The organism is Cupriavidus sp. UME77, from assembly GCF_014170355.1.
Classification (GTDB): domain Bacteria; phylum Pseudomonadota; class Gammaproteobacteria; order Burkholderiales; family Burkholderiaceae; genus Cupriavidus; species Cupriavidus basilensis.
On sequence record NZ_LZZU01000012.1, the window covers coordinates 35,606 to 61,653 of the forward strand.

The window sequence follows — 26,048 nt, forward strand, 5'->3', positions numbered from 1 at the left end:
CGTGTGGGCGGTTGTGTTCTATCGTGCTCGTCGAGGTATGGGGCCGGCCCGCAGACCAGCCCTCATCGCACCACATCGCACTACGCTACTTGCGCGTTAGCCTCGCACTGCACAGCCAGTTCGCTCAACACCAGCGTCTCATGCGCCAGCCCGGCGGCCAGCGACAGCACCCGGTTCTGAATCTCCGGGTTCAGGTCGCCGAAGACTGAGGGTATAGCGGGAGATGGTCGAGTGGAACTTTGTGTAGGGGCGCTCGGTAACTGCTCTCAGATAGGTCGGTAGTTCATTCGCGCCAAGCCGCGTGAGCCAATGAGTCAAGAAGCGGCTGAACGTCATCGCTGCTTGATATGCCGCTTCCAACCCACGGCGGACGCGCGATCCGCCAGCAAGCAGACAACCCCGTATGTCGTGGAAGTCATCTTGCTGCTCGATCAAGGACTCCGGTCGTCTCTCAAGACAGCTTCTCCCGTGCGGGGATTCGTCAGCGTGACATTCTCGAGCGCCTTGATTCGCCACTCGCCAACCTGTCGCGTCAGCACGGCAAGGATTAGCGTGTCGACAGCGTGCGGGCCCGCCGGATGAGCAGCACCGACCGTGAGGCGGCTCCAGAAGTGAATGACCGCCGCATCGCTGCCGATGGGGATCACGTCGATCAGCTCGTTATCCAGCGTGGAATCGCTGTAGATGGTTGCGTGGATGGGCGCATGCAGCTTGATGATCGCCTCGACGCCCCGTACGTAGTGCCCGAACCGATTCACAAATGTCGCATTCTCATGGAACAATGCGCCGAGGGACTGCATGTCATGGCTGTTCCAAGCGGTCTGAAACGCGTGGAGCACGTCTTCGGGTTGACTCATTTGAATCATGTGGATTCTCGCAAGTGTCTACGTTGCGACGCCCGACGTTCGCATCGGACTTGTCGAGCGGTCAAAGCAAATTCTGCCATTACCGCGGAATGTCCGCTCATGGCTGCGGATTCAACTGGTCGATGCAACGGTTTGATGGAATCGTTCAGCCGGTGTATCGAAGTTCAGCGTCTTGCGCGGACACCTTCTCCGCACATGCACACAACCATTCAGGCTAGTGACATGACCGAATGCGCTCTAACATTTACCAGTCAGGCCGAGTGGGAAAGTTGGTTAGGGCAAAACGGCGGCACTTCGACGGGAGCATGGCTGCGTCTAGCGAAAAAAGGCACCGAGCAGCGAACCGTAACCTACGAACAGGCGTTGGAAAGCGCCCTCTGCTATGGCTGGATTGATGGTCAAAAGCAGGCTGAGAGCGAGAAATACTGGTTACAACGCTTCACCCCACGCTCCGCAAAAAGCATCTGGTCCAAACTTAACAAAGACAGGGCTGAGGCGCTGATCGCCGCAGGCAGAATGCGCCCGCCCGGCCTGTGCGAAATCGAGAAAGCTAGGAAGGACGGCCGCTGGAAGGCTGCCTATACGTCGGCCAGTCACTCGATCGTGCCGGACGACCTGCAGGTGGCTTTGGACGCAAATCCGAAGGCCAAGAAGTTTTTTGCAACACTGAACAGCCGTAACCGCTATGCCATCCTGTTTCGGGTACAGAATGCCAAAAAACCGGAAACAAGGGCGCGTAAAATCGAGGAATTCGTCAACATGCTGAACCGTGGCGAAACCTTCTATCCATAGATCTTGCGCTTCTGACGGAGAATTTGCCAAACGGGGGTATGGCATATAAACCCCTAATCACAGTGCTTCCAGAAGAAAGTCGATAAAGGCGCGGACTTTTCCACCGTCACGCCCCCAGCGCTTGCTGCGACTGACAAAAGGAGTGACCCATTCCTCGATGGCGCACGAGCTGAGGCAAGAGATGAGGCAAGAGATGGCGCCAGAATCGGCACCCGGGACGTCTTCGCCGATGGCGCCATCCGGCGACCGGACGTTTTTACCGAAGGCGCACGTTATGGCGTGGGAGACCTGCTATCCAAGTGCGCATAATGGATAGCATGCAATCAGCCCCTGCTTGCAAGGCGACGGGATCGATCTATCCGTAGCCATCGTGAAGCGCTGCACGGAGTCGTTCGGGACGTTCCTGCAATGCTCGCTGGTGTTCAGACGGCTTCTGGGGAAGTGAGTTGCTCGCTATTGCGAGCAACTGTCGGCCAGCTCCAAGACACGCGTGCCTGCCGTTCGATGCCGGTGGCGTGCCACCCGGCGCGGCCGCGGTGTCCGCCGTCACGATAGATTCGGCGGCGAGAGATCGCTAACACAAAACATGGGCCAGAGCGTCCAGACCGCGCATCCTGACAGTCTGATCGGAAGAATTCGACCCGCCGCCCTGCCACGAATACGGAGGATCGTCCGACTCAGCGGTTCTTCCGCATCCTGCTAGGGCAAAGTGTCGCGCTTGGCGAGAATGCTCACCATTTCTGCCATGTTCTCTGTTCCCCAAGTGCACAGCGGGACAATCTTGTCGGCCAGACTGCGGCCAAGCGGGGTCAGCGCGTAGTCCACGCGCGGCGGCACCTCTTTGTAGTCGGTCCTCACCAGCACGCGATCGGCCTCCAGTTCTTTCAGTTGCTGAATCAGCACCTTGGCGCTGACGCCATGGACGTTGCGCTTGAGCTCGCCGTAGCGCTTCGGGCCGTCGAGCAGGAAGTACAGGATCAGCGGCTTCCACTTGCCCGAGATGATGCTGAGCGTGGCGGCGAGCCCGTAGGAGTAGCGGCCACCGCAATTTTGAGAGCAGTCAGTCATTTCGGTAGTTACCTAAAGGTGCATACTTTTCTTTAGGTTATCAGAGGTGCATGCTTGTCTCAAGTAAGCAGTTTCCTGCTTCTGTACAACTCCAAGGAAGGATGCACGACATGACCAGACTGAATGGAAAGACCGCTGTGATCACCGGTGGCGCTACCGGCATAGGCCGCGCCGCGGCAAAGCGCTTCATCGAAGAGGGCGCCTTCGTCTTCATCTTCGGCCGCAGGCAGGAAGCGCTCGACGCCGCTGTGGCTGAGCTCGGGCCCAATGCTCGCGCGGTGAAGGGCTCGGTCGCGGATGAGGCCGACCTCGACCGACTCTACGCAGCGGTGAAGGCCGAACGCGGAACCCTCGACATCGTCTTCGCCAATGCGGGGGCGGGAAGCCCGCTTGCGCTCGGCAAGATCACCGCCGGGCACATTGACGAAACCTTCGACACCAATGTGAAGGGTACGATCTTCACGGTCCAGAAGGCGCTGCCGCTGATGGGCAAAGGCGGTTCGATCATCCTGACCGGATCGAGCGCCGGCACCACGGGCGCCCCGGGAATGAGTGCCTATGGCGCGAGCAAGGCGGCAGTGCGCAACCTCGCACGGACCTGGGCGGAGGATCTGAAGGGCACCGGCATCCGGGTGAACGTGTTGTCGCCCGGGGCGACGGCGACCGAACTCGCGAAGGCAGCGCTCGGCGAGGAGGGCCAGAAGGTCTACGCCGCTATGACTCCGCTCCAGCGCATGGCCGATCCGGCGGAGATCGGGGCCGTGGCCGCCTTTCTCGCGTCGTCGGACAGCAGCTTCATGACCGCCAGCGAGGTCGCCGTCGACGGCGGCCTGGCGCAACTCTGACGCTACGCCCTATGGCGCTCCATTCGATTATTCGGAGCGCCGTAAGGCTCGGCAAACTGAAGGAAAATATATGAGCTACGCAATTATCGGCTTCGGCAAGATCGGCCAGGCCCTGGCCAAGGCGTTTGCCCGAAACGGCATCGAAGTATCCGTTGCAACCACCCGCGACCCGGAGAGCTTTGCATCTGCTGCGGCCGCGATCGGACCCACGATCATTCCCAAAAAACTGGCGGAAGCCGTCAAGGCGGACATCATCTTTTTGGCTGTCCGTTTCGAGTCGCACCCGGATGTCGCGAAGGCGCTGCCCACCTGGCAGGGCAAGACCATCATCGATGTAACCAATGCCTACGGCGTGCCTCCTGAGGAACTGGGAGGACAGCCTTCTTCCAAGGTCGTCGCGCAGGCCTTCGCTGGGGCAAGACTGGTCAGGGGCTTCAATCATTTGGGCGCTGCCGTCCTTGACCAGGATCCGGCCGTACATGGTGGCAGGAGAGTCGTGTTTCTAGCGAGCGACGATGACGGCGCAGCAGAGGAGATTGGTGCGCTTGCGGAAAATCTCGGTTTCTCGCCGATCAAACTTGGCGGCCTTTCCGAAGGTGGACTGCTTGTGCAGGCGCGCGGCAATAGCTGGGGTCAGCTGATCTTTAAGGACTTGGTTAAATTTGACTGATGAATCGTGATTGCAGACATCACACGATCCGATGTAACGAAAACGGAGAGATTCGATGAACATCGAAGAGAATGATCAGGGAGTATATCGACACGCAAGCACTGGCGCGGGCCTCGGAAATCGACGCGAGCTCCAGGGCCCGACCCATGGAGAACTAGCTCTATGCAGCGAGAGAGTTTCCAAGCTGCCCCCGGCGGTCTACGACGCGGATGCTTGGGTGCGCTGCGGGGCGAGGCGTTCGGGCTTGGCCTCTTTGTGAGTGCCTGGCGCTGTGCGATGGCGAAGCCGCTGCACAGGTCACGCACGAAAGTCTCGCTGTCCCTGCTGGCCGCGAAATCGTTCCAATCGCTACCGGGCTCCTCCGTCTTGAACGGCGGCAACAAGCTTGCCCCCACGCCTGCGGTGCGGCCTCGGCCTTCACCTTGCCGACTTCGGCTTGGAGGCGATTGAGGCCGACCGCGTGGACCCGAATGATGAGGTCATGCGGCCCCGGGGCGGCATGTCGACATCGACGATGGCAAGAGATTCTGCAGGGCCATGCTTCTGGATTTGTACCGCTTTCATTTGAACTCCGATCTCCGATCTGTGGTGATGAGACAGCGGAGTCACTGTACGGCGCGCCTTCCCGGGTAAAAAGTGGATCGGCTGCAGAAGAGAATTCGGTCGTGCGCAAAAGTCGCTCGGGTCATGCCGAACGAACCTCGCCTATCGAGCCAGATCACGTCGGCATCCGTTTTCGGCCATGTGGACGGCGTGCCGCCGAGCCGATCGACCATACCAAAGGATGATTGGTATATCAGACGCTTTGCGAAGATACTCCAGCAAAGCCAGCTCATCCAACATCCCACATCGTGCAGTGGAGGCAGGAACCATGACACACGGCACCGCCCGGATTGGCTCGACGCCCTATCGCACGAGCATCGTCGTATCCGGCCACGTATTCACGGCCGATGAACCCCGCGCTCGCGGCGGGAAAGGGGCTGGACCGGCCCCTTACGATTTATTGCTTGCTAGCCTGGGAGCGTGCACCGCCATCACGCTCAAAATGTATGCCGAACGCAAAGGCTGGGCCCTTGAGTCGCTCGATGTCTCGCTGCGGCTAGTCGGGACGGACGAGTGGCGCATCGAGCGGACGCTTGTGATCAAGGGCCTGGAGGATAGCCAGAAAGCGCGTCTGGCGGAAATTGCCGAGCGCACGCCCGTAACGAAAACGTTGAGCCCCGGGTTGCCGATCGAAACTCGCCTAGCGTGACGCTGATCCGGTTCACACGAAGACGACGGCGCTTGGCAATGAATCCACCGGACGCCGCTCTGGAGAGGAGAACGCTCGTATGATCGAGCAGCACGCAGACGGTGTCGGAGAGCGCAGGCACCAGATATTCCCCGTCCTGACGCCGAGCCAGGTTGAGGCGGCACGCCGGTTCGCAAGCGGTCCGCCGCGGTATTTTGCGGCGGGTGAGATGGTCTTCGCCACGGCGGACAGGAATGTGCCCGTCTGGCTCGTGCTGGATGGCTCGATCGACGTTCTGCGCCGGGATGGCCTTGACGAGGAAGCGCCAATCACCACCCATCGCGCAGGGCAGTTCACCGGGGAAGTCAGCCAGATTGACGGCCGTGCGTCGCTCGCCTCGGCGCGAGCCGGGCGTGACGGCGCTACCCTGCTTCCGTTCGATCCGCCGTATTTGCGAGCGCTGATGATCGGATCGGCGGAGGTCGGTGAGATCATCATGCGCGCGCTGATCTTGCGTCGTGTCAGGCTGATCGAACACGGCGGCTCGGGCACGATCCTGATTGGTGCGCCGGACGATGCGCATCTTCTGCGCCTCCAGGGCTTCCTGACCCGCAGCGGCTATCCCAACCACGTCATGGATCCCAAGGTCGATGGTGGGGGCCGCAGCTTTATTGAGCGGATGGCGCTTCTCCCCAGCGACCTGCCGCTGGTGGTCTGCCCCGGCGGCAGCGTGCTGAAGCGGCCCGATGAGCGGGAGCTGGCAGCCTGTCTCGGCATCATGCCCAAGATCGAGCAGCAGAAGACCTACGACGTCGCCATTGTCGGCGCGGGACCGGCCGGGCTGGCCGCAGCGGTCTATGGTGCATCGGAAGGCCTCTCGGTGGTCGTTCTGGACGAGCGCGCCATGGGCGGCCAGGCAGGCGCGTCGGCGCGAATCGAAAACTATCTTGGCTTTCCTACCGGCATCTCAGGGCAGGCGCTCGCTGGCCGGGCATTCACCCAGGCCCTCAAATTCGGCGCCGAGGTGGCCATCCCAGTGAGCGTGGTGCGGCTCGATCGCAACGAGGATCGGCTGACGCTCAAGCTCTCCGACGACTCGGCAGTGGCAGCGCGTACTGTCGTGATTGCCTCAGGCGCCGCCTACCGGCATCCCGACATTGGCGGTCTCGCGCATTTCGAGGGCTCCGGCGTTTCCTACTGGGCGTCGCCAATCGAAGCCCGCCTGTGTGCCGGCAAGGAAATCGCTCTTGTCGGCGGCGGTAACTCGGCGGGCCAGGCAATCGTGTTTCTCGCGCCCCACGTGAGGCGACTTCACGTGTTCGTCCGGCGAGACCTGTCGGCGACCATGTCCCGCTACCTCATCGACCGCATCTCGGCACTGTCCAACGTGGAGATTCATGTCGGTACGGATCTGACCGAACTTGCCCCCAGTGGCGACAGGCTCGCCAGCGCTACCGTTCGCGATCGCGCCAGCGGCACGTCGACACGCTATGAGATCTGCCACCTGTTCCTGTTCATCGGCGCGACGCCGCATACCCGCTGGCTCAATGGTTCGGTCGCGACGGATGACAAGGGTTTCATTCTCACTGGCGCATCGGACTCATCGCTCGAGACCAGCATGCCTGGCGTCTTTGCAATCGGCGATGTCCGCGCGGGCTCGACCAAGCGAGTTGCCGCTGCAGTCGGCGATGGCGCCGCTGCCATCTCTCAAATCCACAGTTACCTCAGCAGACTGTCAAAGGAAGTGGCATGAAGACCTGTGACCATACGGACACGATCCGTGATGTCGTCCCAAGCGCTCTGGGTTGCGAAGAGTGCCTCAAGGTGGGCAGCCCGTGGGTGCATCTTCGGCTGTGCCGGACCTGCGGTCATGTTGGCTGCTGTGATGACTCTCCGCTCAAGCATGCCCGCGCGCATTTCGAGAAGACCGGGCATCCCATCATTGAAGGATATGACCCCCCTGAGGGATGGGGGTGGTGCTACATCGATCGTGAAGAGGTTGCGCTCCCGGACCAGACGCCGCAGCGAGGACCCATCCCACGGTTCGTCTGACGGAGTGCCAATCCAATCGGGCTCTTGAATGAAAAGGAAAACTCCCATGTCCAAACTACCGTTGCTCGACCCCGCCGATTGCGCATTGATCCTTGTTGATGAACAGGCCGGCCTTGCGTTTGCTGCGGGTTCTCAAGACCCCCAGATTCTGCGCAGCAATGGCCTTGCGCTCGCGAAGACGGCGGTCGCCTTTGACTTGCCGGTTGTGGTCTCCACTTCAGCCTCGAAGGTGTACAGCGGCCCATTGATGCCGGCGTTTAGAGACGTGCTGCCAAACGTCACGCCGATTGAACGCCGCAACATGAACCTCTGGGAAGACGATGCAGTGCGCGGCGCGATTACGGCTACCGGAAAGCGTACGCTGATCATCGCGGGCATGCTGACGGAGGCCTGCGTGAGCTTCCCGGTGCTTTCAGCGCTGTCCGAGGGATATCAGGTCTACGTCGCAGCCGATGCTTGTGGCGGGCTGACACCAACAAGCCATGATCTTGCGTTGCGACGGATGGCTTGCGCTGGCGCAGTCATGACTTCCTGGCTCCAGGTCCTTCTCGAATTCCAGAGAGATTGGACCCGTCATGACACCTATGAGAAGGCTCGCTCGATCGTGGTCGAGCATGGTGGCGGGTATGGCACGGGGCTCGCATATGCACGTGACATGATCAAACCGACATGAATGTCCTCGATGCAGGCGCCACGGGGAGCGCGATAAACCCGACTACCCTCAATCCGCAGGAAATCGTGACGAGCATCATTGTCCACGAGGTCGAGCCTGGCGCCGCCGAGCAGTACGAAACGTGGCTCGCGGACATCCGAGCCGCCTGCTCCAGGTTTTCCGGCTACCTAAGCACCGATGTGATACGTCCGGTCGGCACGAGCCGCGAGTATGCGACCATCGTCCGCTTCGCCGACTTCAAAAGCCTCAACGCCTGGATGGAGTCCGATGTACGCCGCCAGCATATTGAGAGAATGCGGTCATCGCTGCGGCAAGGCGACCGATACGAGATCAGGACTGGTCTCGATTTCTGGTTCACGCCAAAGAACGCAGGGGTCAAGATCCCAACCGCGTGGAAGCAGTGGCTCATCACATGGAGCGCCATCCTGCCGCTCAGCATCGTCGTGCCGTGGGGCGTCGTGCCGGTGCTTGCGCGCCTCGGCTTCGCCCATGACTCGTTGATCGACAAGGCAGCCGTGACGGCGGCAATGGTGTTCCTGATGGTCTACGTGGTGATGCCGCGCTACACACGGCTCGTTGCGCGCTGGCTGTTCAAATGATCGGTGCGTACTTGGCGCGCAGCAGCGGCGCTCAGGCCGCGCATCGCGCGTCTGCGCGTGTGGTCATGCGTGCGCCGAACATGGCCGGGTTGCATCCGCATCGCCGGCCTGCATCTGTTCGTTGTTTGGTGCACAACCGACCACCGGCCTTCGCATCGCTCAGGGCTTTCCCCTCAGCTGGTAAGGCCGTCGATGGACTGCCACATGTGCGGCACGAGCGCCGGTGCCACTCGGGCGGAAGTCAGGCGGCAGTCTTGCGCCCCACGTTGCGGATGAGCTGCGAAACACGACCCATGTACTGGTCGAAGAGCTGGTTCGCCTGCGCCTGATTGTCGATGGGCTGCGCGACGGTGCGGCCCTCGGCTTCCAGCTTGGACCGGATCTCAGGCTTCGCCAGCGCTTCGCCGATCGCTTTGCGCAGTACGGCGACCCGGTCGGCAGGTGTGCCCTGCTTGACGAAGTAGCCCCCGCTGATCGCGTACTCGAAGTCGGGGACCTGCCGGCTTTGCGAGATCAGCGGAATATGCTTGAGCGGCGCGGGCAGCGACCTGGAGAAGCTTGTCAGCACCTTGAGCCGGCCCTGTTCCTGCATGCTGTCGAAGCTCGATTGGTAGGGCAGGATGGCAAAATCCACCTCCCCGCCAGCAAGGCCCTGCAGCGCTGGGGCCGCGCCCTTGTAGGGCACGTGCAGGAAGGGCGCGCCGATGCGGGCGCCAAGTGCGTCGCCCATCAGGTGATAGATCGAGTCGATGCCGACGGTCGCGTAGGTCAGCGGCTTGCTCTTGTTTTGTCTTGCCACGTCCAGGAATTTGTCCAGCGAGTCGGCCGGGATGCCGTTGCGGATGAGGAGCACGATGCTGGCGTCGCTAATCGGGGCGGCAAGCATGAAGTCCTGAGGCTTGTAGCGGGCCGCCGGATTCAGCAGCGGGGAAAGGAACACTTCATTGATCGAGCCGTGAAAGAAGGTGTACCCGTCAGCCGGCGCGCCCAGCACCTTATTGGCGCCGATCAGCCCGGTGCCGCCTCCGTAATTCTCGACGACTACCTGCTGCTTCACGCTCTTGCTGATGGATTCCCCGAAGATACGCGCGGACGTATCGCTGGCACCGCCAGCGGGGTAGGGAACCACCAGCGACAGCGGCCGGCTGGGGAAGGTCTGCTCCGCAAAGGCGGGCAGGCCGGCGAGTACCGTCGAGCCTGCGGTCAGGCCAGCGTATTGTAGGAAGCGGCGGCGCGTCTGTGTGGTCATGGTTGTCTCCCGTTATTGAATGTGTCAGGCGAGGTAGCTTTGCGTCAGGCTGGCCCAGAACGCTGCGCCTACCGGCAGGGCCCTGTCGTTGAAGTCGTACAGGGGGTTGTGGACCATGCATCCGCCGTCCTGGCCGAGGCCATTGCCGAGCCGGATGTAGGCGCCGGGGCGATGCTCCAGCATGTAGGCGAAATCCTCGCTGCCCATCACGGGTCCGCGGGACACGACGTTGCCCTCGCCCAGCAGCCGGACCGCCACTTCCCGCGCGCGCTCCGTCTGGCGGTCGTGATTGACCAGCACCGGATACTTGCGCTCATAGACAACGTCGGCCTGAAGCTGGAAGCTCTGCGCCTGAGCCGCCACGAAGTCCCGCAGGCGCGTTTCGAGGTGAGTGCGCACCTTGGGGTCGAGCGCTCTCACCCCGATCTTGATCGTCGCGCTCTCGGGCACCACGTTGTAGGTTGCGCCCGCCTGGATGGAGCCCACGGTGATGACCGCCGACTTCAGCGCGTCGATCTCGCGGCTGACGATGGACTGCAGCCCGAGCACCATGCTGGCCGCGCCCTGCATCACGTCGATGCCATGGTGTGGCATGGCACCATGGGCAGAGCGGCCGGTCAGCGTCACCGTGGCACGGTCGAACGAGGCCATGGCCGGACCGGCGATGAGGCCGATCTGACCGACCGGCAGGCCGGGGGCATTGTGCAGGGCGTAGATCTCATCGCAGGGGAAGCGCTCGAACAGACCGTCCTCCAGCATGCGCAGCGCGCCGCCTTCGTTTTCCTCGGCAGGCTGGAAGATCAGGTTCAGCGTCCCGTTGAAGTCGACGGACTCGGCCAGATACCGCGCGGCGCACAGGAGGATGGCCGTGTGGCCGTCGTGCCCGCAGGCGTGCATTTTTCCGGGCAGGGTGCTGGCATAGTCCAGCCCCGTCTTCTCCTGGATAGGCAGCGCATCCATATCGGCGCGGATGCCCAACGTCCGCGTTCCCTGGCCCTTGCTTAGCCTGCCGACCACGCCGGTCGTGCCCAGGCCGCGATGGACCTCGTAGCCCCAGGCTGCCAACAGTTCCGCGACGAGGTCACTGGTGCGTCGCTCTTCGAACGCCAGCTCGGGATGCGCGTGGATCTGGCGGCGGATCGCGACGAACTCTGGCGCGATGGCCTCGATGGCCTCGATGGATCGTCTCAGGTGGGCGCGGGCGGATTCGGTCATGGTTGTCGTCGATCAAGATGATTCACGCCATTATCTGCAGATGTGTCCGTCGCATCCATGACAGCTGAGGGGACGAATTGTTGTATAAATGACAACATTCGAACCACCACTTTGAGATGTCGGCGCAATGGAAGAACGGATGGGAGACGTGCTGGATCGGAAGCGGGCGCTGTGCCTGCTCCAGATCATCGAGACGGGGTCGGTGCGTGGCGCGGCGGATGTGCTCTCGGTGGACCCGTCGATGGTGAGTCGCGCCGTGGCCAAACTGGAGCAGGACACGGGCCTGACGCTGCTGGAGCGGCGCGGGCGGGGCGTCGTCGTCACCGACGCCGGGCGCATGCTCGCCCTGTTCGCCCGCCGCCAGCAGGACCTGCACGACACATTCCTCGCCGAGGTCAACAGCCTGAAGAACGCCAAGCGCGGGCACATCGAGCTGATATTCGGCGAGGGCTTCATCGACATGGTGCTCGAGCCGGTGCTGCGCGACTTCCTGGTCGGGCATCCCGATGTGACCTACAACGTCCGGGTGGCCGGGACCGAGGAAACGGTCCGCTGCATCGTGGAAGACATGGCGCACATTGGCCTGGTGTTCCAGCCGCCCAACGACGCGCGCCTGCGCTCGCACTATTCGCGGCTGGCCCCGATCCGCGTTCACGTGAGCAAGGACCACCCCCTGGCGCACCACCGCAGTGCGCTGACCTTGGCGGAACTGGCGCCGCACCAGGGCGCGGCGCTGGTCGAGTCGTTCGGCGTGCGCAAGCACGTGCAGGCGGCGGAACTGGACGAGCACATCACCCTGAAGCCGATGCTCGTCACCAACTCGTTCAAGGTGCTGTGGGAATTTGCAGCGATGGGGCTCGGCTACATCATGACGCCGCGCTCGATTCCGCTAAAGGGCGCACAGTTCGCCGACCTGGTATCGCTGCCGCTTGCCAATCCCATCCTGAACAACAGCCGGATCCACGTCGTCACGCGAGCCGGACGGCCGCTTTCCCCGGTCGCCAACAGTCTGCTGCGGCACGTGGTCAAGGCGTTTCCGAAGCTCTGAACAACGTGTCCGGCAATCGCCCTTATCGCTGCGCCATCGTCATATAGTCGACCGTCAGGCCAGCTAGCGCCCTGACCCCATTCACCAATGCGGCCTCATCCACATAGAACTCCGGCGAGTGGTTGGATGCCGCCTTGGCCACGTCCACGCCCTTGGGCGTGACGCCCAGGTTGAAGAACAACCCCGGCACCTTCTCCTGATAGAAGGAGAAATCCTCCGACGCCGTGGCCTTGGGCGCGATCATCCAGTTGCCGTCGCCGGCCACGCGCTTGAGGGTGGGCGCCATCTTGTCGGTCAGCGCGGGCTGGTTGACGGTGGCGTTGTAAAGCTCCACGACCTTGAAGGTGGCCTCGGCGCCGGCGCTGCTGGCGATGGCTTCGGTGGTGCGCTTCATGCGGGCATGGATGTCCTTTTTCATGCCTTCGTCATAGGTGCGCACCGTGCCCATCATCTCGACTTTCTCCGGCACGATGTTCATGCGGTTGCCCCCGTGGATGGTGCCGACCGTGATCACCGAAGGCTCCAGCATGGCATTGACCTGGCGGCTCTGGATGGTCTGCAGGCCCATGACGATCTGCGAGGCCACCACGATCGGGTCGATGCCGCCCCAGGGGCGCGCGCCATGGGTCTGGCGGCCCTTGACGTCGATCCAGAACTGGTCGGCGGCGGCCATCGACGGGCCGCTGCGCCAGGCCAGCTTGCCCGACTCGATGCCACTGCTCACGTGCAGGCCGAAGATGGCGTCCACCTTGGGATTGTCCAGCACGCCCTCAGCCACCATCTGCTTGGCGCCCCACATATTGCTGCCATTGGGCTCGAAATCCGCCGGGCTTTCCTCGGCCGGCTGGAAGATGAACTTGACCGTGCCGGGCAACTGGTCCTTCATGCCGGCCAGCACCTCGGCCGTGGCCATCAGGATGGCGACGTGGGTGTCGTGCCCGCAGGCATGCATCACGTCCACTTCCTTGCCCAGGTACTGCCCCTTGGCCTTGGAGGCGAAGGGCACGTCCACGCGCTCCTTCACCGGCAGCGCATCCATGTCCGCGCGCAGCGCCACCACGGGGCCCGGCTTGCCGCCCTTGAGCACACCCACCACGCCGGTCTTGGCGACCCCCGTCGTTACTTCCATGCCGAGCTTGCGCAGATGGTCCGCCACCAGCCTGGAGGTACGGACTTCATAGTTGCCAAGTTCGGGATGCTGGTGGATGTCGCGGCGCCAGGCGATCAGCTGGGCTTCGACGGCCTTGGCGCGCGTCTCGATCTGCGCCTGCAGGCTCTCGCTGCCGGTGGCTTGCGCCTGCGCGGCGGCGGGTGCCAGGCACAGCAGGCCGGCGGTGAGTGCGAGGGCGGAAACGCCGGCGCGCAGCGCGGCAGGGGAATGGGCTTGGCGTGCTGCCATGAAGACTCCTTTTTTTATTTCTTCGTGATGGAACAGGATGCAGGAACGAACGCTTACGCGGCTAGCGGATGCCCAGGCGCGTGCGCGTCTGGGCCAGCGCCACCAGACTGATCGCCGCGCAGGCCATCAGGTAGAAGCTCGGCGCCAGCTTGCTGCCGGTGGCACCGATCAGCCAGGTCAGGATGAAGGGCGCGAACCCGCCGAACAGCGTCACCGCGATGTTGTACGAGAGCGAGAGTCCCGTGGTGCGCGTCTTGACCGGGAAGATCTCCGACGCCAGCGCGGGCAGCGCGCCGAAGTACAACGTCATCATCAGACCCAGCACCACCTGCACCGCCAGCATCACGCCGAAGCCGGGATAGTGGCTGAGCAGCCAGAACAGCGGCCAGATCGACAGCAGCAACAGCAGCGCGGCTAGGCGCATGGGCGGGATGCGGCCATAGCGATCCGACCAGTGCCCGACCAGCGGGGCAAACAGCATCTGCACCACGCCCGTGGCCAGCGTGGCGGCAAACGCCGCCGAGGGCGGCAGGCCGAGCTGCTTGACCGCATAGGTGGGCATGTACAGCACCAGGTAGGTCGATACTGTTGCGACGATGACCACGCCCATGGCCAGCAGCAGGCGCTCCTTCTGGTGGCTGAGCGTGTCGCGCAGCGGCGTCTCGGTGGTCTCGGCCTGGAGGAATTCAGGGGTTTCATCGACGTGGCGGCGGATGTAGTACGCCACCGGGCCGATCAGCAGGCCAAAGAGGAAGGGCACGCGCCAGCCCCAGGATTGCATCTGGTCGGGCGTGAGCGTGGTGGTGAGCACCGCGCCAAAGCCCGCGGCAAGCAAGGTGGTGAGGCCCTGGCTGGCGACCTGGAAGCTGGAGTAGAAACCGCGCCGGCTGGGCGCGTGCTCGGCCAGGAAGGCGGTGGCGCTGCCGAATTCGCCGCCAGCCGAGAAGCCCTGGATCATGCGCGCTGCCACGATGCCGATGGGTGCCATGACGCCGATCGCGGCATAGGTGGGCAGCAGCGCGATGATCAGCGTGCCCACCATCATCAGCAGGATGGAGAGCGTCAGTGCGGCGCGCCGGCCTTTGCGGTCGGCATAGACGCCGATCACGACCGCGCCCAGCGGCCGCATGAAGAACGACACACCGAAGGTGCCGAGCGTCAGCAGCAGCGAGGTGTTTTCATCGTGGTTGGGAAAGAACAGCGCGGAGATGGTGACGGCAAAAAAGCCGTAGACGACCAGGTCGAACCACTCCAGCGCATTGCCGATCGAGGCTGAGATCACCGCGCGCCAGGGATGGCGCGAGGCGGGCGCGGCCGATGCTGCCGCACTGCTGTCGCTGCTACCGCTTGCCGATACTGCTGTCATGGTGTCTCCGGGTTATTTTTTTTGGACACGACGCAACCACCGGCCCGCAGCTTTAGCGGGCCGGCTACAACGGAAAACGAGAAAAACGAGAAAAACGGCTTAGTTCACGCGCAGGCTGTCGACCACCTTGTGCAGGAAGGCCTCGCAGGCGGCGAGCTGGTCCAGCGCGACGAACTCGTCGGGCTTGTGGGCCTGCTCGATATCGCCGGGGCCGCACACCACGGCCGGGATGCCGGCGCGCTGGAACAGGCCGGCTTCGGTGCCATAGGCGACCTTGTTGACGTCGCGATCGGCGGTCAGCGCGCGCACCAGTTGCGTGATGGCGGCCTGCTCGGCCACGTCCAGCGAGGGCGCGGCGGCGATCTTGTTGATGGTCAGGCCCGCGTCGGCATGCTCGGCGCGCATCTTCGGCAGCAGCACGTCGTTGGCGTAGCCCTGGATGCGGGCAAAGATGGCCTCCGGATCGACGCCCGGCAGGTTGCGGAATTCGAATACGAACTCGCACAGCGCTGGAATGGTGTTGAGCGCGATGCCACCGTGGATGGTGCCGGTCTGGGCCGTGGTGAAGGGCACGTCGAAGTCGCGGTCGTAAGGGCCGTTGGCCTTGAACTCGTCGGCGATGTCGCGGATATGGCAGATCAGGCGGGCGGCGTACTCGATGGCGTTGACGCCCTTGGGCGTGAGCGACGAATGCGCGGCCTGGCCCTTGACGCAGCAGCGGTAGGCGTTGATGCCCTTGTGCGCGACGATCACGCGCATGCTGGTGGGCTCGCCGACGATGCACCCGCCCGGGGTCACGCCGCGTTCGCGCAGTTCCGCCAGCAGGTAGGGGGCGCCCATGCAGCCGATCTCTTCGTCGAAGGACAGCGCATAGTGCACCGGCTCACGCAGCCGGGCCTCAAGCAGCGTGGGCAGCAGCGCCAGGCTGGTGCCGATGAAGCCCTTCATGTCGCAGGTGCCGCGCCCGTACAGGCGGCCATCGCGGATCACTGGCTTGAACGGGTCGGTGGTCCAGTTCTGGCCGTCCACCGGCACCACGTCGGTATGGCCCGACAGCACGATGCCGCCATCGGTGCTGCCATCGGCGGCGGGCACGGTGACGAACAGGTTGGCCTTGTCGCCCTGCGGGTTGTAGCTCAGGTGGGGGCGCAGGCCCTTGGCCAGGAAATGATCGCGCACGGCTTCGATCAGGCCGAGGTTGGAGTGGCGGCTGGTGGTGTCGTAGCTGACAAGGCGCTGGGTCCAGTCGAGCGCGCTGCCGCGGGTTGCGGCATCGGCAGGCTTGCTGAGGGTATCGGCTTGCATGGCGGTTGGCTTTGGGTAACGTGTTAAGCAAATGATGCTACACCGTGCTGGCCCGTCGGTCCATGCACGGTGCACCATCGTGGCCCGCCGCGGCGGCGCGCCGCAAACGGGTACTGTGGAGCAATGATCAGGCCAGGCAGGCCAATCAGGCTAGTTGGCGCAGGGTGTGCTTGATGGTCTGCGCGCGCACTGCCACATCCGGCATCTTGGCCTCGATGCGCAGCTTGTCCTGTCCCGCCAGCTTGATATGGCGGTTCTTCTGCACCAGCTCGATGATCTTCATGGCGTCGATCGGCGGGTTGGGCAGGAACTGCATGCTGATGGCTGCGTCGCTGGCGTCGATCTTGCGCACGCCCAGCGGCACCGCGGCAATGCGCAGGCGGTGCGTTTCGATCAGCGCTTGCGCCTGCGGCGGCAGGCGGCCGAAGCGGTCGATCAGCTCTTCCTGGATATCGTCCACGCGCTCGGCCGTCTCGCAATTGGCCAGGCGCTTGTACAGCGAGAGGCGCTCGTGCACGTCGGTGCAATAGTCGCTGGGCAGCAGGGCCGGGGTGCCCAGGTTGATTTCGGTGGTCACGGCCAGCGGCGCCATCAGGTCCGGTTCCTTGCCGGCCTTGAGCGACTTGACGGCGGCGTTGAGCATGTCGGTGTAGAGCTGGAAGCCGATCTCGTGGATCTCGCCCGATTGCTTGTCGCCCAGCACTTCGCCCGCGCCGCGGATTTCCAGGTCGTGCATGGCCAGGTAGAAGCCCGAGCCCAGTTCCTCCATCTGCTGGATGGCTTCGAGCCGGCGCTGCGCCAGCTTGCTCAGGCCTTCGACATCGTGCACCAGCATGTAGGCATAGGCCTGGTGGTGCGAGCGCCCGACGCGGCCGCGCAGCTGGTGCAGCTGCGCCAGGCCGAATTTGTCGGAGCGGTGGATCAGGATGGTGTTGGCGGTCGGCACGTCGATGCCGGTCTCGATGATGGTGGTGCACAGCAGGATGTTGTCGCGGCGTGCCACGAAGTCACGCATCACGCGCTCCAGCTCTCGCTCGTGCATCTGCCCGTGCGCCACCACGATGCGCGCTTCCGGCACCAGCTCGGCGAGCTTGGCGCGTTTGTTCTCGATGGTGTCGACCTCGTTGTGCAGGAAGTAGACCTGTCCGCCGCGCTTGAGCTCGCGCAGGATGGCCTCGCGCACCACGCCGTCTTCCTCGCGGCGCACGAAGGTCTTGATGGCCAGGCGCTTTTGCGGCGCGGTGGCAATCACGGAGAAGTCGCGCAGGCCTTCGAGCGCCATGCCCAGCGTGCGGGGAATCGGCGTGGCGGTCAGCGTGAGCACGTCGACCTCGGCGCGCAGGGTCTTGAGCATTTCCTTCTGGCGCACGCCAAAGCGGTGTTCCTCATCGATGACGACCAGCCCCAGGCGCTGGAACTTGACGTCGTCCGACAGCATCTTGTGGGTGCCGATCACGATGTCGGCGGTGCCGTCGTTGATCTGCTTGATGGCGCCGTCGATCTCCTTCTTGGTCTTGAAGCGCGACAGCTCCACGATGCGCACCGGCCATTCGGCGAAGCGGTCGGACAGGTTCTGGAAATGCTGCTCGGCCAGCAGCGTGGTGGGCGCCAGGATGGCGACCTGCTTGCCGCCCATGACTGCGACGAAGGCGGCGCGCAACGCGACTTCCGTCTTGCCGAAGCCCACGTCGCCGCACACCAGCCGGTCCATCGGCTTGCCCGAGGTCATGTCGGCGATCACCGCGGCGATGGCCGCGGCCTGGTCCGGCGTTTCCTCGAAGCCGAAGCTCTCGGCAAACTTCTCATAGTCCTTGGGCGTCAGCTCGAAAGCATGGCCCTGGCGCAAGGCGCGGCGCGCGTACAGGTTGAGCAGTTCGGCGGCCGTATCGCGGATTTGCTGCGCAGCTTTGCGTTTCGCGCGGTCCCATTGGCCGGAGCCCAACGAGTGCAGCGGCGCGGTGTCCGGATCGGCGCCGGAGTAGCGCGAGATCACGTGCAACTGGTGCACCGGCACATACAGCTTGCTGCCTTTCTCGTAGTCCAGGTGCAGGAATTCCTCCTCGCCCTGGCCCAGGTCCAGCGAGACCAGGCCTTGGTAGCGGCCAATGCCGTGCTCGCTGTGCACGACGGGATCGCCGATCTTGAGCTCGGCCAGGTCGCGCACCATCGAGTCCACGGCGCTGGCCTGTTCCTGCTTGCGCCGGCCCGTGCGGCGCGCGGTGCCGGCATACAGCTCGGCCTCGGTGACAAAGGCCAGCGGCTCGATCCCTTGCGCGCCGGGCACGGCAAAGCCGCTTTGCAGCGGCGCCACCACGATGGAGAAATGCGAATCTCCCGCCAGGAAGGCGGCGTAGTCATCGGTTGGCTGCGGGCGCAGCCCGCTTTCGCCGAACAGTTGCAGCAGCGTTTCGCGCCGCCCGGCGGAATCCGCGCACATCAACACGCGCCGGTCTTTTTTCAGCAGCAACGCTTCCAGGTTGACTAGCGGATCTTCCGCGCGCCGGTTGACCGAGACATCGGGCAGGGACTCAGCCAGCGGCACGGTGTCGCCGGTAGCGGTGCCTTGCAGCACGAGCCGCGCCAGCGGCTTTGCGCCTGTGAAGAACTGCTCTTCCGACAGGAACAGCGCGGCGGGCGGCAGCAGCGGCCGCTCGCGGTCATGGCGCATGAAGTTGTAGCGCTGCGTGGTGTCGGCCCAGAAGCGGCGGATGGCGTCAGGCACATCGCCGGCAAAGGCGAGCTGGCTGTTGGCGGGCAGGTAGTCGAAGACGGTGGCCGAGCTTTCAAAGAACAACGGCAGGTAGTACTCGATGCCGGCCGACGGCACGCCATTGCCAATGTCCTTGTAGATCGTCGACTTGCTCGGATCGCCTTCGAACAGTTCGCGCCAGCGGCCGCGAAACGCGGTGCGCGCGGCATCGTCGAGCGGAAACTCGCGGCCCGGCAGCAAACGCACTTCCTTCACGGGGTACAGGCTGCGCTGCGTGTCGGGATCGAAGGCGCGGATGGTTTCGATCTCGTTGCCGAACAGGTCGATCCGGTACGGCAGCGGCGAGCCCATCGGGAACAGGTCGATCAGGCCGCCACGCACGCTGTACTCGCCGGGCCGCATCACGGCGCTGACATGCTCATAGCCGGCCAGCGTGAACTGCGCCTTGAGCGCGGCTTCGTCCAGCTTCTCGCCCTGCTTGAAGAAGAAGGTGTAGGCCGCCAGGAAGGCGGGCGGCGCCAGCCGGTAGAGCGCGGTCTGCGCCGGCACCAGCATGATGTCGCATTGGCCGCCCTGGATGTCGTGCAGCGTGGCGAGCCGCTCCGAGACCAGGTCCTGGTGCGGCGAGAAGCTGTCGTAGGGCAAGGTCTCCCAGTCGGGCAGCAGGCGCACCCGCAGGCCCGGCGCGAACCAGGGGATTTCCTCGGCCAGCCGCTGCGCGTCGACCGCGTTGGCGCACACCACTGCCAGCATCGGTACACGCTCGCGGTGCTGGCTGGCGTAGGCGGCCAGCGCCAGGGCGTCGGCGGAGCCGGGCAGGCCGGACACGGTATAGCGCTGGCCGGCCTTGACCAAGGGGAGGTTGGCGAAGGGGGCGGGGCGATTGGCTTCAGGCATCGGGTACGGGCTGGCTTGTTGACGGCTTTCAGGCGTTGCGGGGCAAAAAGAGCGCGGCGATGCAACAGCGACACCCCGCCGGCATAGCGGGCGGGGAGTGGGCGAAGCATGCGGCGCCCGGTGGGCGCTCGCGCTGATCGACGCCCGCATGTCCGCGAGCGAAGGCCGTATTATAGAATGCGCTCCGAATCCGCGTTTTCAATGCCGCGCTTCCCGCTCCCCTGCCTATGGCTGGGGCCCCGAAGCCTTGCGCCGTGCTCTTGGCATGGTGCTCACCTTGTCCCTCACGCTATCCGTGTCTGCTCGCCGATTTGCCCTGATTCCCTGTGCCGGTACCGGCAGCCGCGCGGGCGGCAGCCTGCCCAAGCAATACCAGACCGTGGCCGGCCGGCCGATGATCTGGTACGCGCTCGCCGCTTTTGCCGCCTGCGATGCCATCAGCGCCACCGCGCTGGTGCTGGCGCCCGACGATATGCCGCTGGAGTCCCGCTTCGGCGCGGCGGCATTCGCCGGCCTGCGTTTTGACACTGCCTTCGTGGGCGGCGATACGCGCCATGCCTCGGTGCTGGCTGGCCTGCATCACCTGGCGCAACTTGGCGCGACGGACCGTGACTGGGTGCTGGTGCATGATGCGGCCCGCCCGGGCCTGACGCCCGCCATGATCCACGCGCTGGTGCGCGCGGTGGAGGGCGACGGCGCGGACGAAGACGGTCCCGACGCAGCCATCGGCGGCATCCTGGCGGTGCCGGTGCCCGATACGCTCAAGCGCGCCGATGCGCCTCCCGGCGGGCAGTCGGCGGCGGTAGTGCGCATCGGTGCCACGGTCTCGCGCGAGGGCTTGTGGCAGGCGCAGACCCCGCAGATGTTCCGCCTGGGTGTTTTGCGCCAGGCGCTGCAGGAAGCGCTCGCCGCGGGCGCCGTGGTGACCGACGAGGCCAGCGCGATCGAGCGGCTGGGCCTGCATCCGCGCCTGGTCAATGGCTCGCTGCGCAATTTCAAAGTGACCTACCCCGAGGATTTCGCGCTGGCCGAATTGCTGCTGGGCGAGGGTGCTGGCAAGCCCTGAGCGTCATCCTCGTGCATGACCGGCCATCCCCGCCCATTCCTATCCATCCCCGTTCCGATCCTGAAGGAGAACTGCTCCCATGACCCCATTCGATATCCGCGTCGGCCAAGGCTATGACGTGCACGCGCTGGTGCCGGGCCGCAAGCTCATCCTGGGCGGCGTGGACATTCCCCACGACCGCGGCCTGCTGGGCCACTCCGATGCGGACGCGCTGCTCCACGCCATCACCGATGCGCTGTTCGGCGCGGCCGGCCTGGGCGACATTGGCCGTCACTTTCCCGACACCGATCCGCGCTTTGCCGGCGCGGACAGCCGTGTCCTGCTGCGCGAGGCCGCGCGGCGCGTGCGCGAGGCAGGCTATGAAATCGGTAACGTGGATGCGACGGTGATCGCGCAGGCGCCGAAGCTGGCGCCGCATATCGGCGCCATGGTGGCGAACCTGGCGGAGGACCTGGGCTTGGCCGCCGCCAGTTGCAACGTCAAGGCCAAGACCAATGAGAAGCTGGGCTTCGAGGGGCGTCAGGAAGGTATCGTTGCGCAAGCCGTGGTGCTGATCTGGCGCGGCACGATCGTCTCCCCGCAGGATTGATGCGGGGCTGAGCGCAGCAGGCGCTCAGATTCTGGCGGCCGTTCCGGTTGCGCCAGCGTGTTCGGGCGGGAGCGCGTAGAGGTAGTCGATCAGCCGGGCCATCGGGCCCGAGCGCGCACCGGCTTCGGTGCGTTTGACAAAACCCATCTGCTGGCACAGCTGGTTGGCGGATTTCATTTCCGGCATGGTGCGCACCAGCAGCGCGCTGGCGCCGATATCGCGCGCGCGCTGGATGCAGACCTGCATCAGCGTGCGGCCAAGCCCCAGCCCGCGTGCCTGCGGACTGACCGCCAACAGCCGGGCTTCCGGCAAGGCGAGCGTGATGGTGCTGCCGTCCAGCGCCTGCAACGTGGCGCCGGGATGGCAGAACAGCACCGCGCCGCTGATGCCGTGATCGGTTTCCGCCACCCACCACTCCATTTCCGACGTCGACGCGGCCAGCACGGCTTTCATCCCTTGCTGGAAGGACTCGCGGCAGTCCTCCATGATCTCCAGCTCATATTGCCCATAGGCTTGCTGGGTCACGGCGGCGATGTCGCCCCAGTCCTGCACGGTGGCGAGGCGGTAGTGAAAGCGGGGGGAGGTATGCGAAGGAAGGGTGCTCATGGCAGGGGGGCGAAGGCTGTGACCTTGCTGGATTGTAGGCCCTTCGGTGCACAAATGCAGTCGGTGAATTACCGACTTGGCGCGTTGGCAACAGGCTTGCGCCGACGCGCGCGGCATGCTGGGCAAGCCCCGCCGGCCTTGCGCGGCGGGGCTTTCGGGGAAGTACCGGAAGCATCATGCAGGGCCGCGCCGGGCCGGCGCGTGCCACCTGCAAGGCCTCGAGATGGCCTGATATGGCCTGATACGCCCTTATTCCGCCGCGATGACGTTGGCAGCCGCCACGACCACGGCGGCAATGCGGCCCACGTCGCGCAGTTGCTGCGCGGTCATGCCTTGCTCGTTCTTGAGCAGTGCATAGTGCGACTTGACGCAGAAATGGCATTTGCCGACGATGGACGCGGCCAGCGCGTACATCTCGAAGCGGCGCTTGTCCACGCCGCCGTGCGTGGCGTATGCGTTCATGCGCAGGCCGGCCGGTTGCGTCGCGAGATCCTGGTCGTCGGCCATTTCCACGAACGGATACCAGACGTTGTTCATGCCCATCAGCGCGGAGGCGGTGAGCACGGCATTGGTTTCCTCGGGCGAGAGCACGCCCGCGTTGCGGATCGCGTCGACGATCACGCGGCTCTTGGCGGCAAACGCCGCGGCCAGCGCCACGGCCACGGCATCGTTGCCCTCGAGCGAGGAGCGCGCGATGGTGCCATCGAGGTTCAGGCGGATATCCTTGGCGTAGTCAGGAATAAGGCCTTTAATCGTGCTGAGGAATTCCATACAAATCTCCTATCGGTAAGGTCTCAAAAAACCCGCCATGGCGGGTTTTGAGGCGCGGGCCGAAGCCCGGCGCGCAGATCGTCACAAAGTGCCGGCAATCTCTCACCGGCAGTTTGTGCAGCATGTCAGCTGGTCGACAGCTTACAGCGTGGCACCGCCAACCGCGCGGTTGCACGGGCACAGCTCGTCGGTTTGCAGGCCGTCGAGGATACGCAGCACTTCGTCCGGGTTACGGCCGACGTTCAGGTTGTTTACCGACACGTGCTGGATGACATTGTCCGGATCGACGACGAAGGTAGCGCGCAGAGCGACGCCGGCAGCCTGGTCACGCACGCCCAGCTGGTCGATCAGCGAGCCGGTCACGTCGGCGAATTGCCATTGGTCCAGCTTGTTCAGGTCCTTGTGCTCACGGCGCCATGCCAGCTTCACGAATTCGTTGTCGGTCGAGCCGCCCAGCACGATCGCGTCGCGGTCGGCGAAGTCGCCGTTGAGCTTGGCGAAAGCAACGATTTCGGTCGGGCACACGAAGGTGAAGTCTTTCGGGTAGAAGTAAATGATCTTCCACTTGCCTTCGAACGACTTTTCGGTGATGTCTTCAAACGCCGACTGGCCGTTCTCTTCGTGGTTGTTGAAACCCGGCTTGACACCGACGACGTGGAAGGCTTCGATCTTGTCACCAACGGTCTTCATAGACTGCTCCTGGATACGGTTGAAGAGAGACGCTCGCGCCGCAAGCCGGGCCATCACCAGCGGATAGGGCCAGGCTGCCGCGCAACGAACATGGATTATGCGTCATCCCCGGAGGGCGGGGCTAATTGATATTCTCAAAGAGCCCGATAGCCGAGCGCGGGGAGCCGCGCTGCCGGCCGCGCGCGGGCGCCGGTTAGTGATGTTGGCGCTGCCATATTGCCGCGCGATGTCAGCCGCGATGTTCGCAGCCGCCCTGCCGGAACCGCGAGTCTACCCCAGCAGGGCCGCCCTCGTGAACCTCAGGCGGTCTTGGCCGCGGGCTCGACATAGGCATGCTGCCGTCCACCGCGGAAAATCACCAGCGTGGCGATCAGCCCGCATGCAGCGGCAAACATCAGCCACAGGCCAGGCGCGGCCTTGTTGCCGGTGCTGTGGATCAGGTAGGTCGAGATGGCCGGCGTGAAGCCGCCAAACAAGGCCGTGGCCAGGCTATACGCCAGCGAGAAGCCCGCCGTGCGCACTGCTGGCGGCATCACTTCGGTCAGGGTCACCACCATCGCGCCGTTGTAGCTGCCGTACAGGAAGGACAGCCACAGCTCGACCATCAGCAGGCGGCCGAACGACGGCTCCGCCACCAGCCAGGACACCGCCGGATAGGCCGTGAGCAATGTGAGGATGGTGAAGATCACCAGCAGCGGCTTGCGGCCCACGCGGTCCGACAAGGCGCCCATCAGCGGCAGCCAGATGAAGTTGGACAGCCCCACGCACATGGTGACGATCAGGTTGTCGACGTCATCGAGCTTGAGCACGGTCTTGCCGAAGGTCGGCGTGTACGCGGTGATCATGTAGAACGACACCGTGGTCATCACAACCATCATGCAACCGGCCACGATGATGCGCCAGTTCTCCAGCATCGAGCGATAGATCTCGCTGATGCTGGGGCGATGCTTGCGGGTCTTGAACTCTTCGGTTTCTTCCAGCGAGCGGCGGATCAGGAAGAGGAACGGCACAATCAGGCAGCCGATCAGGAACGGGATGCGCCAGCCCCATTCGCCCATTTCCTCGGGCGACAGCATCGAGTGCAGCACCACGCCGAGCAGGCCGGCAAAGATCACCGCCACCTGCTGGCTGGCCGATTGCCAAGCCACGTAGAAGCCTTTCTTGCCGGGCTTGGCGATTTCCGCCAGGTACACCGACACACCGCCCAGCTCAACGCCGGCGGAGAAGCCCTGCAGCAGCCGGCCCGCCAGCACCAGCAACGGTGCGGCCACGCCGATCGACGCATAGCCCGGCACGCAGGCGATCAGGAGGGTGCCGAGCGCCATCAGGACCAGCGTCATGATCAGGCCCTTGCGGCGGCCGTGGTGATCGATGTACGCGCCCAGGATGATGGCGCCAAGCGGACGCATCAGGAAGCCCGCGCCGAAGGTCGCGAGCGAGAGCATCAGCGAGGCGAACTCGTTGCCGCTGGGGAAGAACGTCTTGGCGATGGCGGCGGCGTAGAAGCCGTACACCATGAAGTCGTACATTTCCAGGAAGTTGCCGCTGACAACGCGGAACACGGTGCGGAACCCGTGTTGCTGGGAGGGGGAGCTTGACATGTTGCTGGTGTCTCTCGCAGTTGCCGCCGGTTGGTTCCGGTGGCTTGATTTTGATCGGGCGCCAGAGGGGGGCGGCTTCCCCTTTTTCCGGGAAATGGCCTTGGCTGGGCTTGGTCTTTGGGGGTGCTGCCAACGGCGGCAAGTTTGCGCCGGGGGGGCTGTCATTACGCTGTCAAATGGCTTTCAGTTTGATATCAAACGCTGTCGAAAGCCTGTCAGTGGGATGAAGGGGGATGGGGGGATTAGGGTTAGTACGGAGGGGGTGTGATTTTGCGGTAACTTGGGGGGCTGTACGTGCAACTGTGTGTGCAACTGCTTAACTGCAAAGTCAACGGCAGTTTCACCTCCCCTGCGGGGAGGCGACCCCCCCCCCTCGTCGACAGGCAAAAAGAGCGGTCGGGGGCCAAACTCACATCGCCTTAAGGCGATGCTCAGACATGGCCCCCTCTTTTCCGCTCTTTTTGCCTGCCGACGAGGCGCCCCATAACGGGAGATGAAAACCCAGACGGCTCGCTGCGCATCGCGGGCAGGTGGTTGCCGCCTGGGGGCGGCAATCACGGCTACACCGAATGGTGATTTGATCCCACTGGGTCGGCCGTGTTTCCCGCCCGAGGGGCGGGAAACACCCACGGCGATGCGAAGCGAGCCGTGGAGGTGTGCCAAGGCCGTATGGGGCGCCTCGGGATTTCATGAAAAGAGCGGAAAAGAGGGACCCATGTTTGAGTATCGCCTCAAGGCGA

At 64.1% G+C, this 26,048-nt stretch carries 23 protein-coding genes; 11 read left to right on the forward strand and 12 right to left on the reverse strand.

Annotated elements, in window-relative coordinates; all coding sequences use genetic code 11:
- Positions 1 to 431 precede the first annotated feature (431 nt).
- Positions 432 to 866: an SgcJ/EcaC family oxidoreductase gene (locus A9975_RS04995; protein WP_183031652.1), complete on the reverse strand. Its 435-nt coding sequence runs from the start codon at positions 864 to 866 to the stop codon at positions 432 to 434.
- Between the two features lie 222 nt (positions 867 to 1,088).
- Here A9975_RS04995 and A9975_RS05000 point away from each other — a divergent pair, with 222 nt between their 5' ends.
- Positions 1,089 to 1,658 (forward strand): YdeI family protein, encoded by a 570-nt coding sequence (locus A9975_RS05000; RefSeq protein WP_183031653.1) that lies wholly within the window; start codon positions 1,089 to 1,091, stop codon positions 1,656 to 1,658.
- A gap of 699 nt (positions 1,659 to 2,357) precedes the next feature.
- Here A9975_RS05000 and A9975_RS05005 read toward each other — a convergent pair.
- On the reverse strand, positions 2,358 to 2,726 hold the full coding sequence (locus A9975_RS05005; RefSeq protein WP_183031654.1) for a helix-turn-helix domain-containing protein: 369 nt from the start codon (positions 2,724 to 2,726) through the stop codon (positions 2,358 to 2,360).
- Between the two features lie 110 nt (positions 2,727 to 2,836).
- Here A9975_RS05005 and A9975_RS05010 point away from each other — a divergent pair, with 110 nt between their 5' ends.
- From A9975_RS05010 to A9975_RS05040, 7 genes are all read left to right on the forward strand, one after another.
- Positions 2,837 to 3,571 carry an SDR family NAD(P)-dependent oxidoreductase gene (locus A9975_RS05010; RefSeq protein WP_183031655.1) on the forward strand — a complete coding sequence of 245 codons (735 nt, stop codon included), beginning with the start codon at positions 2,837 to 2,839 and terminating at the stop codon, positions 3,569 to 3,571.
- A gap of 70 nt (positions 3,572 to 3,641) precedes the next feature.
- Positions 3,642 to 4,241: an NADPH-dependent F420 reductase gene (locus A9975_RS05015; RefSeq protein ID WP_183031656.1), complete on the forward strand. Its 600-nt coding sequence runs from the start codon at positions 3,642 to 3,644 to the stop codon at positions 4,239 to 4,241.
- A gap of 871 nt (positions 4,242 to 5,112) precedes the next feature.
- A complete protein-coding gene (locus tag A9975_RS05020) occupies positions 5,113 to 5,493 on the forward strand; it encodes an OsmC family protein (protein WP_183031657.1) in 381 nt (126 codons plus the stop codon).
- A gap of 79 nt (positions 5,494 to 5,572) precedes the next feature.
- Positions 5,573 to 7,225, forward strand: a complete 1,653-nt coding sequence (locus tag A9975_RS05025) for an FAD-dependent oxidoreductase (RefSeq protein WP_183031658.1) — start codon at positions 5,573 to 5,575, stop codon at positions 7,223 to 7,225.
- Positions 7,222 to 7,524, forward strand: coding sequence for a UBP-type zinc finger domain-containing protein (locus tag A9975_RS05030; protein WP_183031659.1), 303 nt, complete (start codon positions 7,222 to 7,224; stop codon positions 7,522 to 7,524). Before A9975_RS05025 ends, A9975_RS05030 begins: the two co-directional genes overlap by 4 nt.
- A 46-nt stretch (positions 7,525 to 7,570) precedes the next feature.
- The gene (locus A9975_RS05035) at positions 7,571 to 8,197 is read left to right on the forward strand and encodes a hydrolase (protein WP_150987658.1); all 627 of its coding nucleotides are present in this window, start codon (positions 7,571 to 7,573) and stop codon (positions 8,195 to 8,197) included.
- Positions 8,194 to 8,796: an antibiotic biosynthesis monooxygenase gene (locus A9975_RS05040; RefSeq protein WP_220810630.1), complete on the forward strand. Its 603-nt coding sequence runs from the start codon at positions 8,194 to 8,196 to the stop codon at positions 8,794 to 8,796. The genes A9975_RS05035 and A9975_RS05040 overlap by 4 nt, the downstream gene beginning before the upstream one ends.
- 241 nt (positions 8,797 to 9,037) lie before the next feature.
- On the opposite strand, the gene A9975_RS05045 is transcribed toward A9975_RS05040, so the two are convergent.
- Positions 9,038 to 10,045 (reverse strand): tripartite tricarboxylate transporter substrate binding protein, encoded by a 1,008-nt coding sequence (locus A9975_RS05045; RefSeq protein WP_183031660.1) that lies wholly within the window; start codon positions 10,043 to 10,045, stop codon positions 9,038 to 9,040.
- A gap of 24 nt (positions 10,046 to 10,069) precedes the next feature.
- Positions 10,070 to 11,260, reverse strand: a complete 1,191-nt coding sequence (locus A9975_RS05050; RefSeq protein WP_183031661.1) for a M20 aminoacylase family protein — start codon at positions 11,258 to 11,260, stop codon at positions 10,070 to 10,072.
- A 139-nt stretch (positions 11,261 to 11,399) separates the two neighbouring features.
- Here A9975_RS05050 and A9975_RS05055 point away from each other — a divergent pair, with 139 nt between their 5' ends.
- Positions 11,400 to 12,308, forward strand: a complete 909-nt coding sequence (locus A9975_RS05055) for a LysR family transcriptional regulator (protein ID WP_183031759.1) — start codon at positions 11,400 to 11,402, stop codon at positions 12,306 to 12,308.
- Positions 12,309 to 12,330: 22 nt separating this feature from the next.
- Here the strand turns inward: A9975_RS05055 and A9975_RS05060 are convergent, their stop codons facing one another.
- The 4 genes from A9975_RS05060 to mfd form a co-directional block, all read right to left on the reverse strand.
- Positions 12,331 to 13,707: an amidohydrolase gene (locus tag A9975_RS05060; RefSeq protein ID WP_183031662.1), complete on the reverse strand. Its 1,377-nt coding sequence runs from the start codon at positions 13,705 to 13,707 to the stop codon at positions 12,331 to 12,333.
- A 61-nt stretch (positions 13,708 to 13,768) separates the two neighbouring features.
- A complete protein-coding gene (locus A9975_RS05065) occupies positions 13,769 to 15,073 on the reverse strand; it encodes an MFS transporter (RefSeq protein WP_183031663.1) in 1,305 nt (434 codons plus the stop codon).
- A gap of 99 nt (positions 15,074 to 15,172) precedes the next feature.
- Positions 15,173 to 16,378 (reverse strand): acetylornithine deacetylase, encoded by a 1,206-nt coding sequence (gene argE / locus A9975_RS05070; protein WP_174424473.1) that lies wholly within the window; start codon positions 16,376 to 16,378, stop codon positions 15,173 to 15,175.
- Positions 16,379 to 16,523: 145 nt separating this feature from the next.
- Entirely contained in the window at positions 16,524 to 19,985 is a 3,462-nt protein-coding gene (gene mfd, locus A9975_RS05075; protein WP_183031664.1) for a transcription-repair coupling factor, read from the reverse strand.
- A 265-nt stretch (positions 19,986 to 20,250) separates the two neighbouring features.
- Between mfd and ispD the strand changes: the two genes are divergently transcribed.
- Positions 20,251 to 21,051 carry a 2-C-methyl-D-erythritol 4-phosphate cytidylyltransferase gene (ispD, locus tag A9975_RS05080; protein WP_220810632.1) on the forward strand — a complete coding sequence of 267 codons (801 nt, stop codon included), beginning with the start codon at positions 20,251 to 20,253 and terminating at the stop codon, positions 21,049 to 21,051.
- Positions 21,052 to 21,130: 79 nt separating this feature from the next.
- A complete protein-coding gene (gene ispF / locus A9975_RS05085; protein WP_150987634.1) occupies positions 21,131 to 21,640 on the forward strand; it encodes a 2-C-methyl-D-erythritol 2,4-cyclodiphosphate synthase in 510 nt (169 codons plus the stop codon).
- Positions 21,641 to 21,664: 24 nt separating this feature from the next.
- On the opposite strand, the gene A9975_RS05090 is transcribed toward ispF, so the two are convergent.
- The 4 genes from A9975_RS05090 to A9975_RS05105 all read right to left on the reverse strand — a co-directional run bounded on the left by A9975_RS05090 (position 21,665) and on the right by A9975_RS05105 (position 25,308).
- Positions 21,665 to 22,246, reverse strand: a complete 582-nt coding sequence (locus A9975_RS05090) for a GNAT family N-acetyltransferase (protein ID WP_183031665.1) — start codon at positions 22,244 to 22,246, stop codon at positions 21,665 to 21,667.
- A 249-nt stretch (positions 22,247 to 22,495) separates the two neighbouring features.
- Positions 22,496 to 23,017 (reverse strand): carboxymuconolactone decarboxylase family protein, encoded by a 522-nt coding sequence (locus tag A9975_RS05095; protein ID WP_183031666.1) that lies wholly within the window; start codon positions 23,015 to 23,017, stop codon positions 22,496 to 22,498.
- A 141-nt stretch (positions 23,018 to 23,158) separates the two neighbouring features.
- On the reverse strand, positions 23,159 to 23,707 hold the full coding sequence (locus tag A9975_RS05100) for a peroxiredoxin (protein ID WP_043345420.1): 549 nt from the start codon (positions 23,705 to 23,707) through the stop codon (positions 23,159 to 23,161).
- A gap of 299 nt (positions 23,708 to 24,006) precedes the next feature.
- Positions 24,007 to 25,308 carry an MFS transporter gene (locus tag A9975_RS05105; protein WP_183031667.1) on the reverse strand — a complete coding sequence of 434 codons (1,302 nt, stop codon included), beginning with the start codon at positions 25,306 to 25,308 and terminating at the stop codon, positions 24,007 to 24,009.
- Positions 25,309 to 26,048 lie beyond the last annotated feature (740 nt).

What these genes read in the sequence shown, in the direction of transcription:
- A9975_RS05045 (WP_183031660.1), bottom strand. Translation starts at nt 10,045, where the DNA reads ATGACCACACAGACGCGCCGCCGCTTCCTACAATACGCTGGCCTGACC.
- argE (WP_174424473.1), bottom strand. Translation starts at nt 16,378, where the DNA reads ATGCAAGCCGATACCCTCAGCAAGCCTGCCGATGCCGCAACCCGCGGC.
- A9975_RS05095 (WP_183031666.1), bottom strand. Translation starts at nt 23,017, where the DNA reads ATGGAATTCCTCAGCACGATTAAAGGCCTTATTCCTGACTACGCCAAG.
- A9975_RS04995 (WP_183031652.1), bottom strand. Translation starts at nt 866, where the DNA reads ATGATTCAAATGAGTCAACCCGAAGACGTGCTCCACGCGTTTCAGACC.
- A9975_RS05025 (WP_183031658.1), top strand. Translation starts at nt 5,573, where the DNA reads ATGATCGAGCAGCACGCAGACGGTGTCGGAGAGCGCAGGCACCAGATA.
- A9975_RS05010 (WP_183031655.1), top strand. Translation starts at nt 2,837, where the DNA reads ATGACCAGACTGAATGGAAAGACCGCTGTGATCACCGGTGGCGCTACC.
- A9975_RS05100 (WP_043345420.1), bottom strand. Translation starts at nt 23,707, where the DNA reads ATGAAGACCGTTGGTGACAAGATCGAAGCCTTCCACGTCGTCGGTGTC.
- A9975_RS05055 (WP_183031759.1), top strand. Translation starts at nt 11,400, where the DNA reads ATGGGAGACGTGCTGGATCGGAAGCGGGCGCTGTGCCTGCTCCAGATC.
- A9975_RS05040 (WP_220810630.1), top strand. Translation starts at nt 8,194, where the DNA reads ATGAATGTCCTCGATGCAGGCGCCACGGGGAGCGCGATAAACCCGACT.
- A9975_RS05020 (WP_183031657.1), top strand. Translation starts at nt 5,113, where the DNA reads ATGACACACGGCACCGCCCGGATTGGCTCGACGCCCTATCGCACGAGC.
- A9975_RS05065 (WP_183031663.1), bottom strand. Translation starts at nt 15,073, where the DNA reads ATGACAGCAGTATCGGCAAGCGGTAGCAGCGACAGCAGTGCGGCAGCA.
- A9975_RS05030 (WP_183031659.1), top strand. Translation starts at nt 7,222, where the DNA reads ATGAAGACCTGTGACCATACGGACACGATCCGTGATGTCGTCCCAAGC.
- mfd (WP_183031664.1), bottom strand. Translation starts at nt 19,985, where the DNA reads ATGCCTGAAGCCAATCGCCCCGCCCCCTTCGCCAACCTCCCCTTGGTC.
- A9975_RS05060 (WP_183031662.1), bottom strand. Translation starts at nt 13,707, where the DNA reads ATGGCAGCACGCCAAGCCCATTCCCCTGCCGCGCTGCGCGCCGGCGTT.
- A9975_RS05000 (WP_183031653.1), top strand. Translation starts at nt 1,089, where the DNA reads ATGACCGAATGCGCTCTAACATTTACCAGTCAGGCCGAGTGGGAAAGT.
- A9975_RS05105 (WP_183031667.1), bottom strand. Translation starts at nt 25,308, where the DNA reads ATGTCAAGCTCCCCCTCCCAGCAACACGGGTTCCGCACCGTGTTCCGC.
- A9975_RS05005 (WP_183031654.1), bottom strand. Translation starts at nt 2,726, where the DNA reads ATGACTGACTGCTCTCAAAATTGCGGTGGCCGCTACTCCTACGGGCTC.
- A9975_RS05015 (WP_183031656.1), top strand. Translation starts at nt 3,642, where the DNA reads ATGAGCTACGCAATTATCGGCTTCGGCAAGATCGGCCAGGCCCTGGCC.
- A9975_RS05090 (WP_183031665.1), bottom strand. Translation starts at nt 22,246, where the DNA reads ATGAGCACCCTTCCTTCGCATACCTCCCCCCGCTTTCACTACCGCCTC.
- ispF (WP_150987634.1), top strand. Translation starts at nt 21,131, where the DNA reads ATGACCCCATTCGATATCCGCGTCGGCCAAGGCTATGACGTGCACGCG.
- ispD (WP_220810632.1), top strand. Translation starts at nt 20,251, where the DNA reads ATGGTGCTCACCTTGTCCCTCACGCTATCCGTGTCTGCTCGCCGATTT.
- A9975_RS05050 (WP_183031661.1), bottom strand. Translation starts at nt 11,260, where the DNA reads ATGACCGAATCCGCCCGCGCCCACCTGAGACGATCCATCGAGGCCATC.
- A9975_RS05035 (WP_150987658.1), top strand. Translation starts at nt 7,571, where the DNA reads ATGTCCAAACTACCGTTGCTCGACCCCGCCGATTGCGCATTGATCCTT.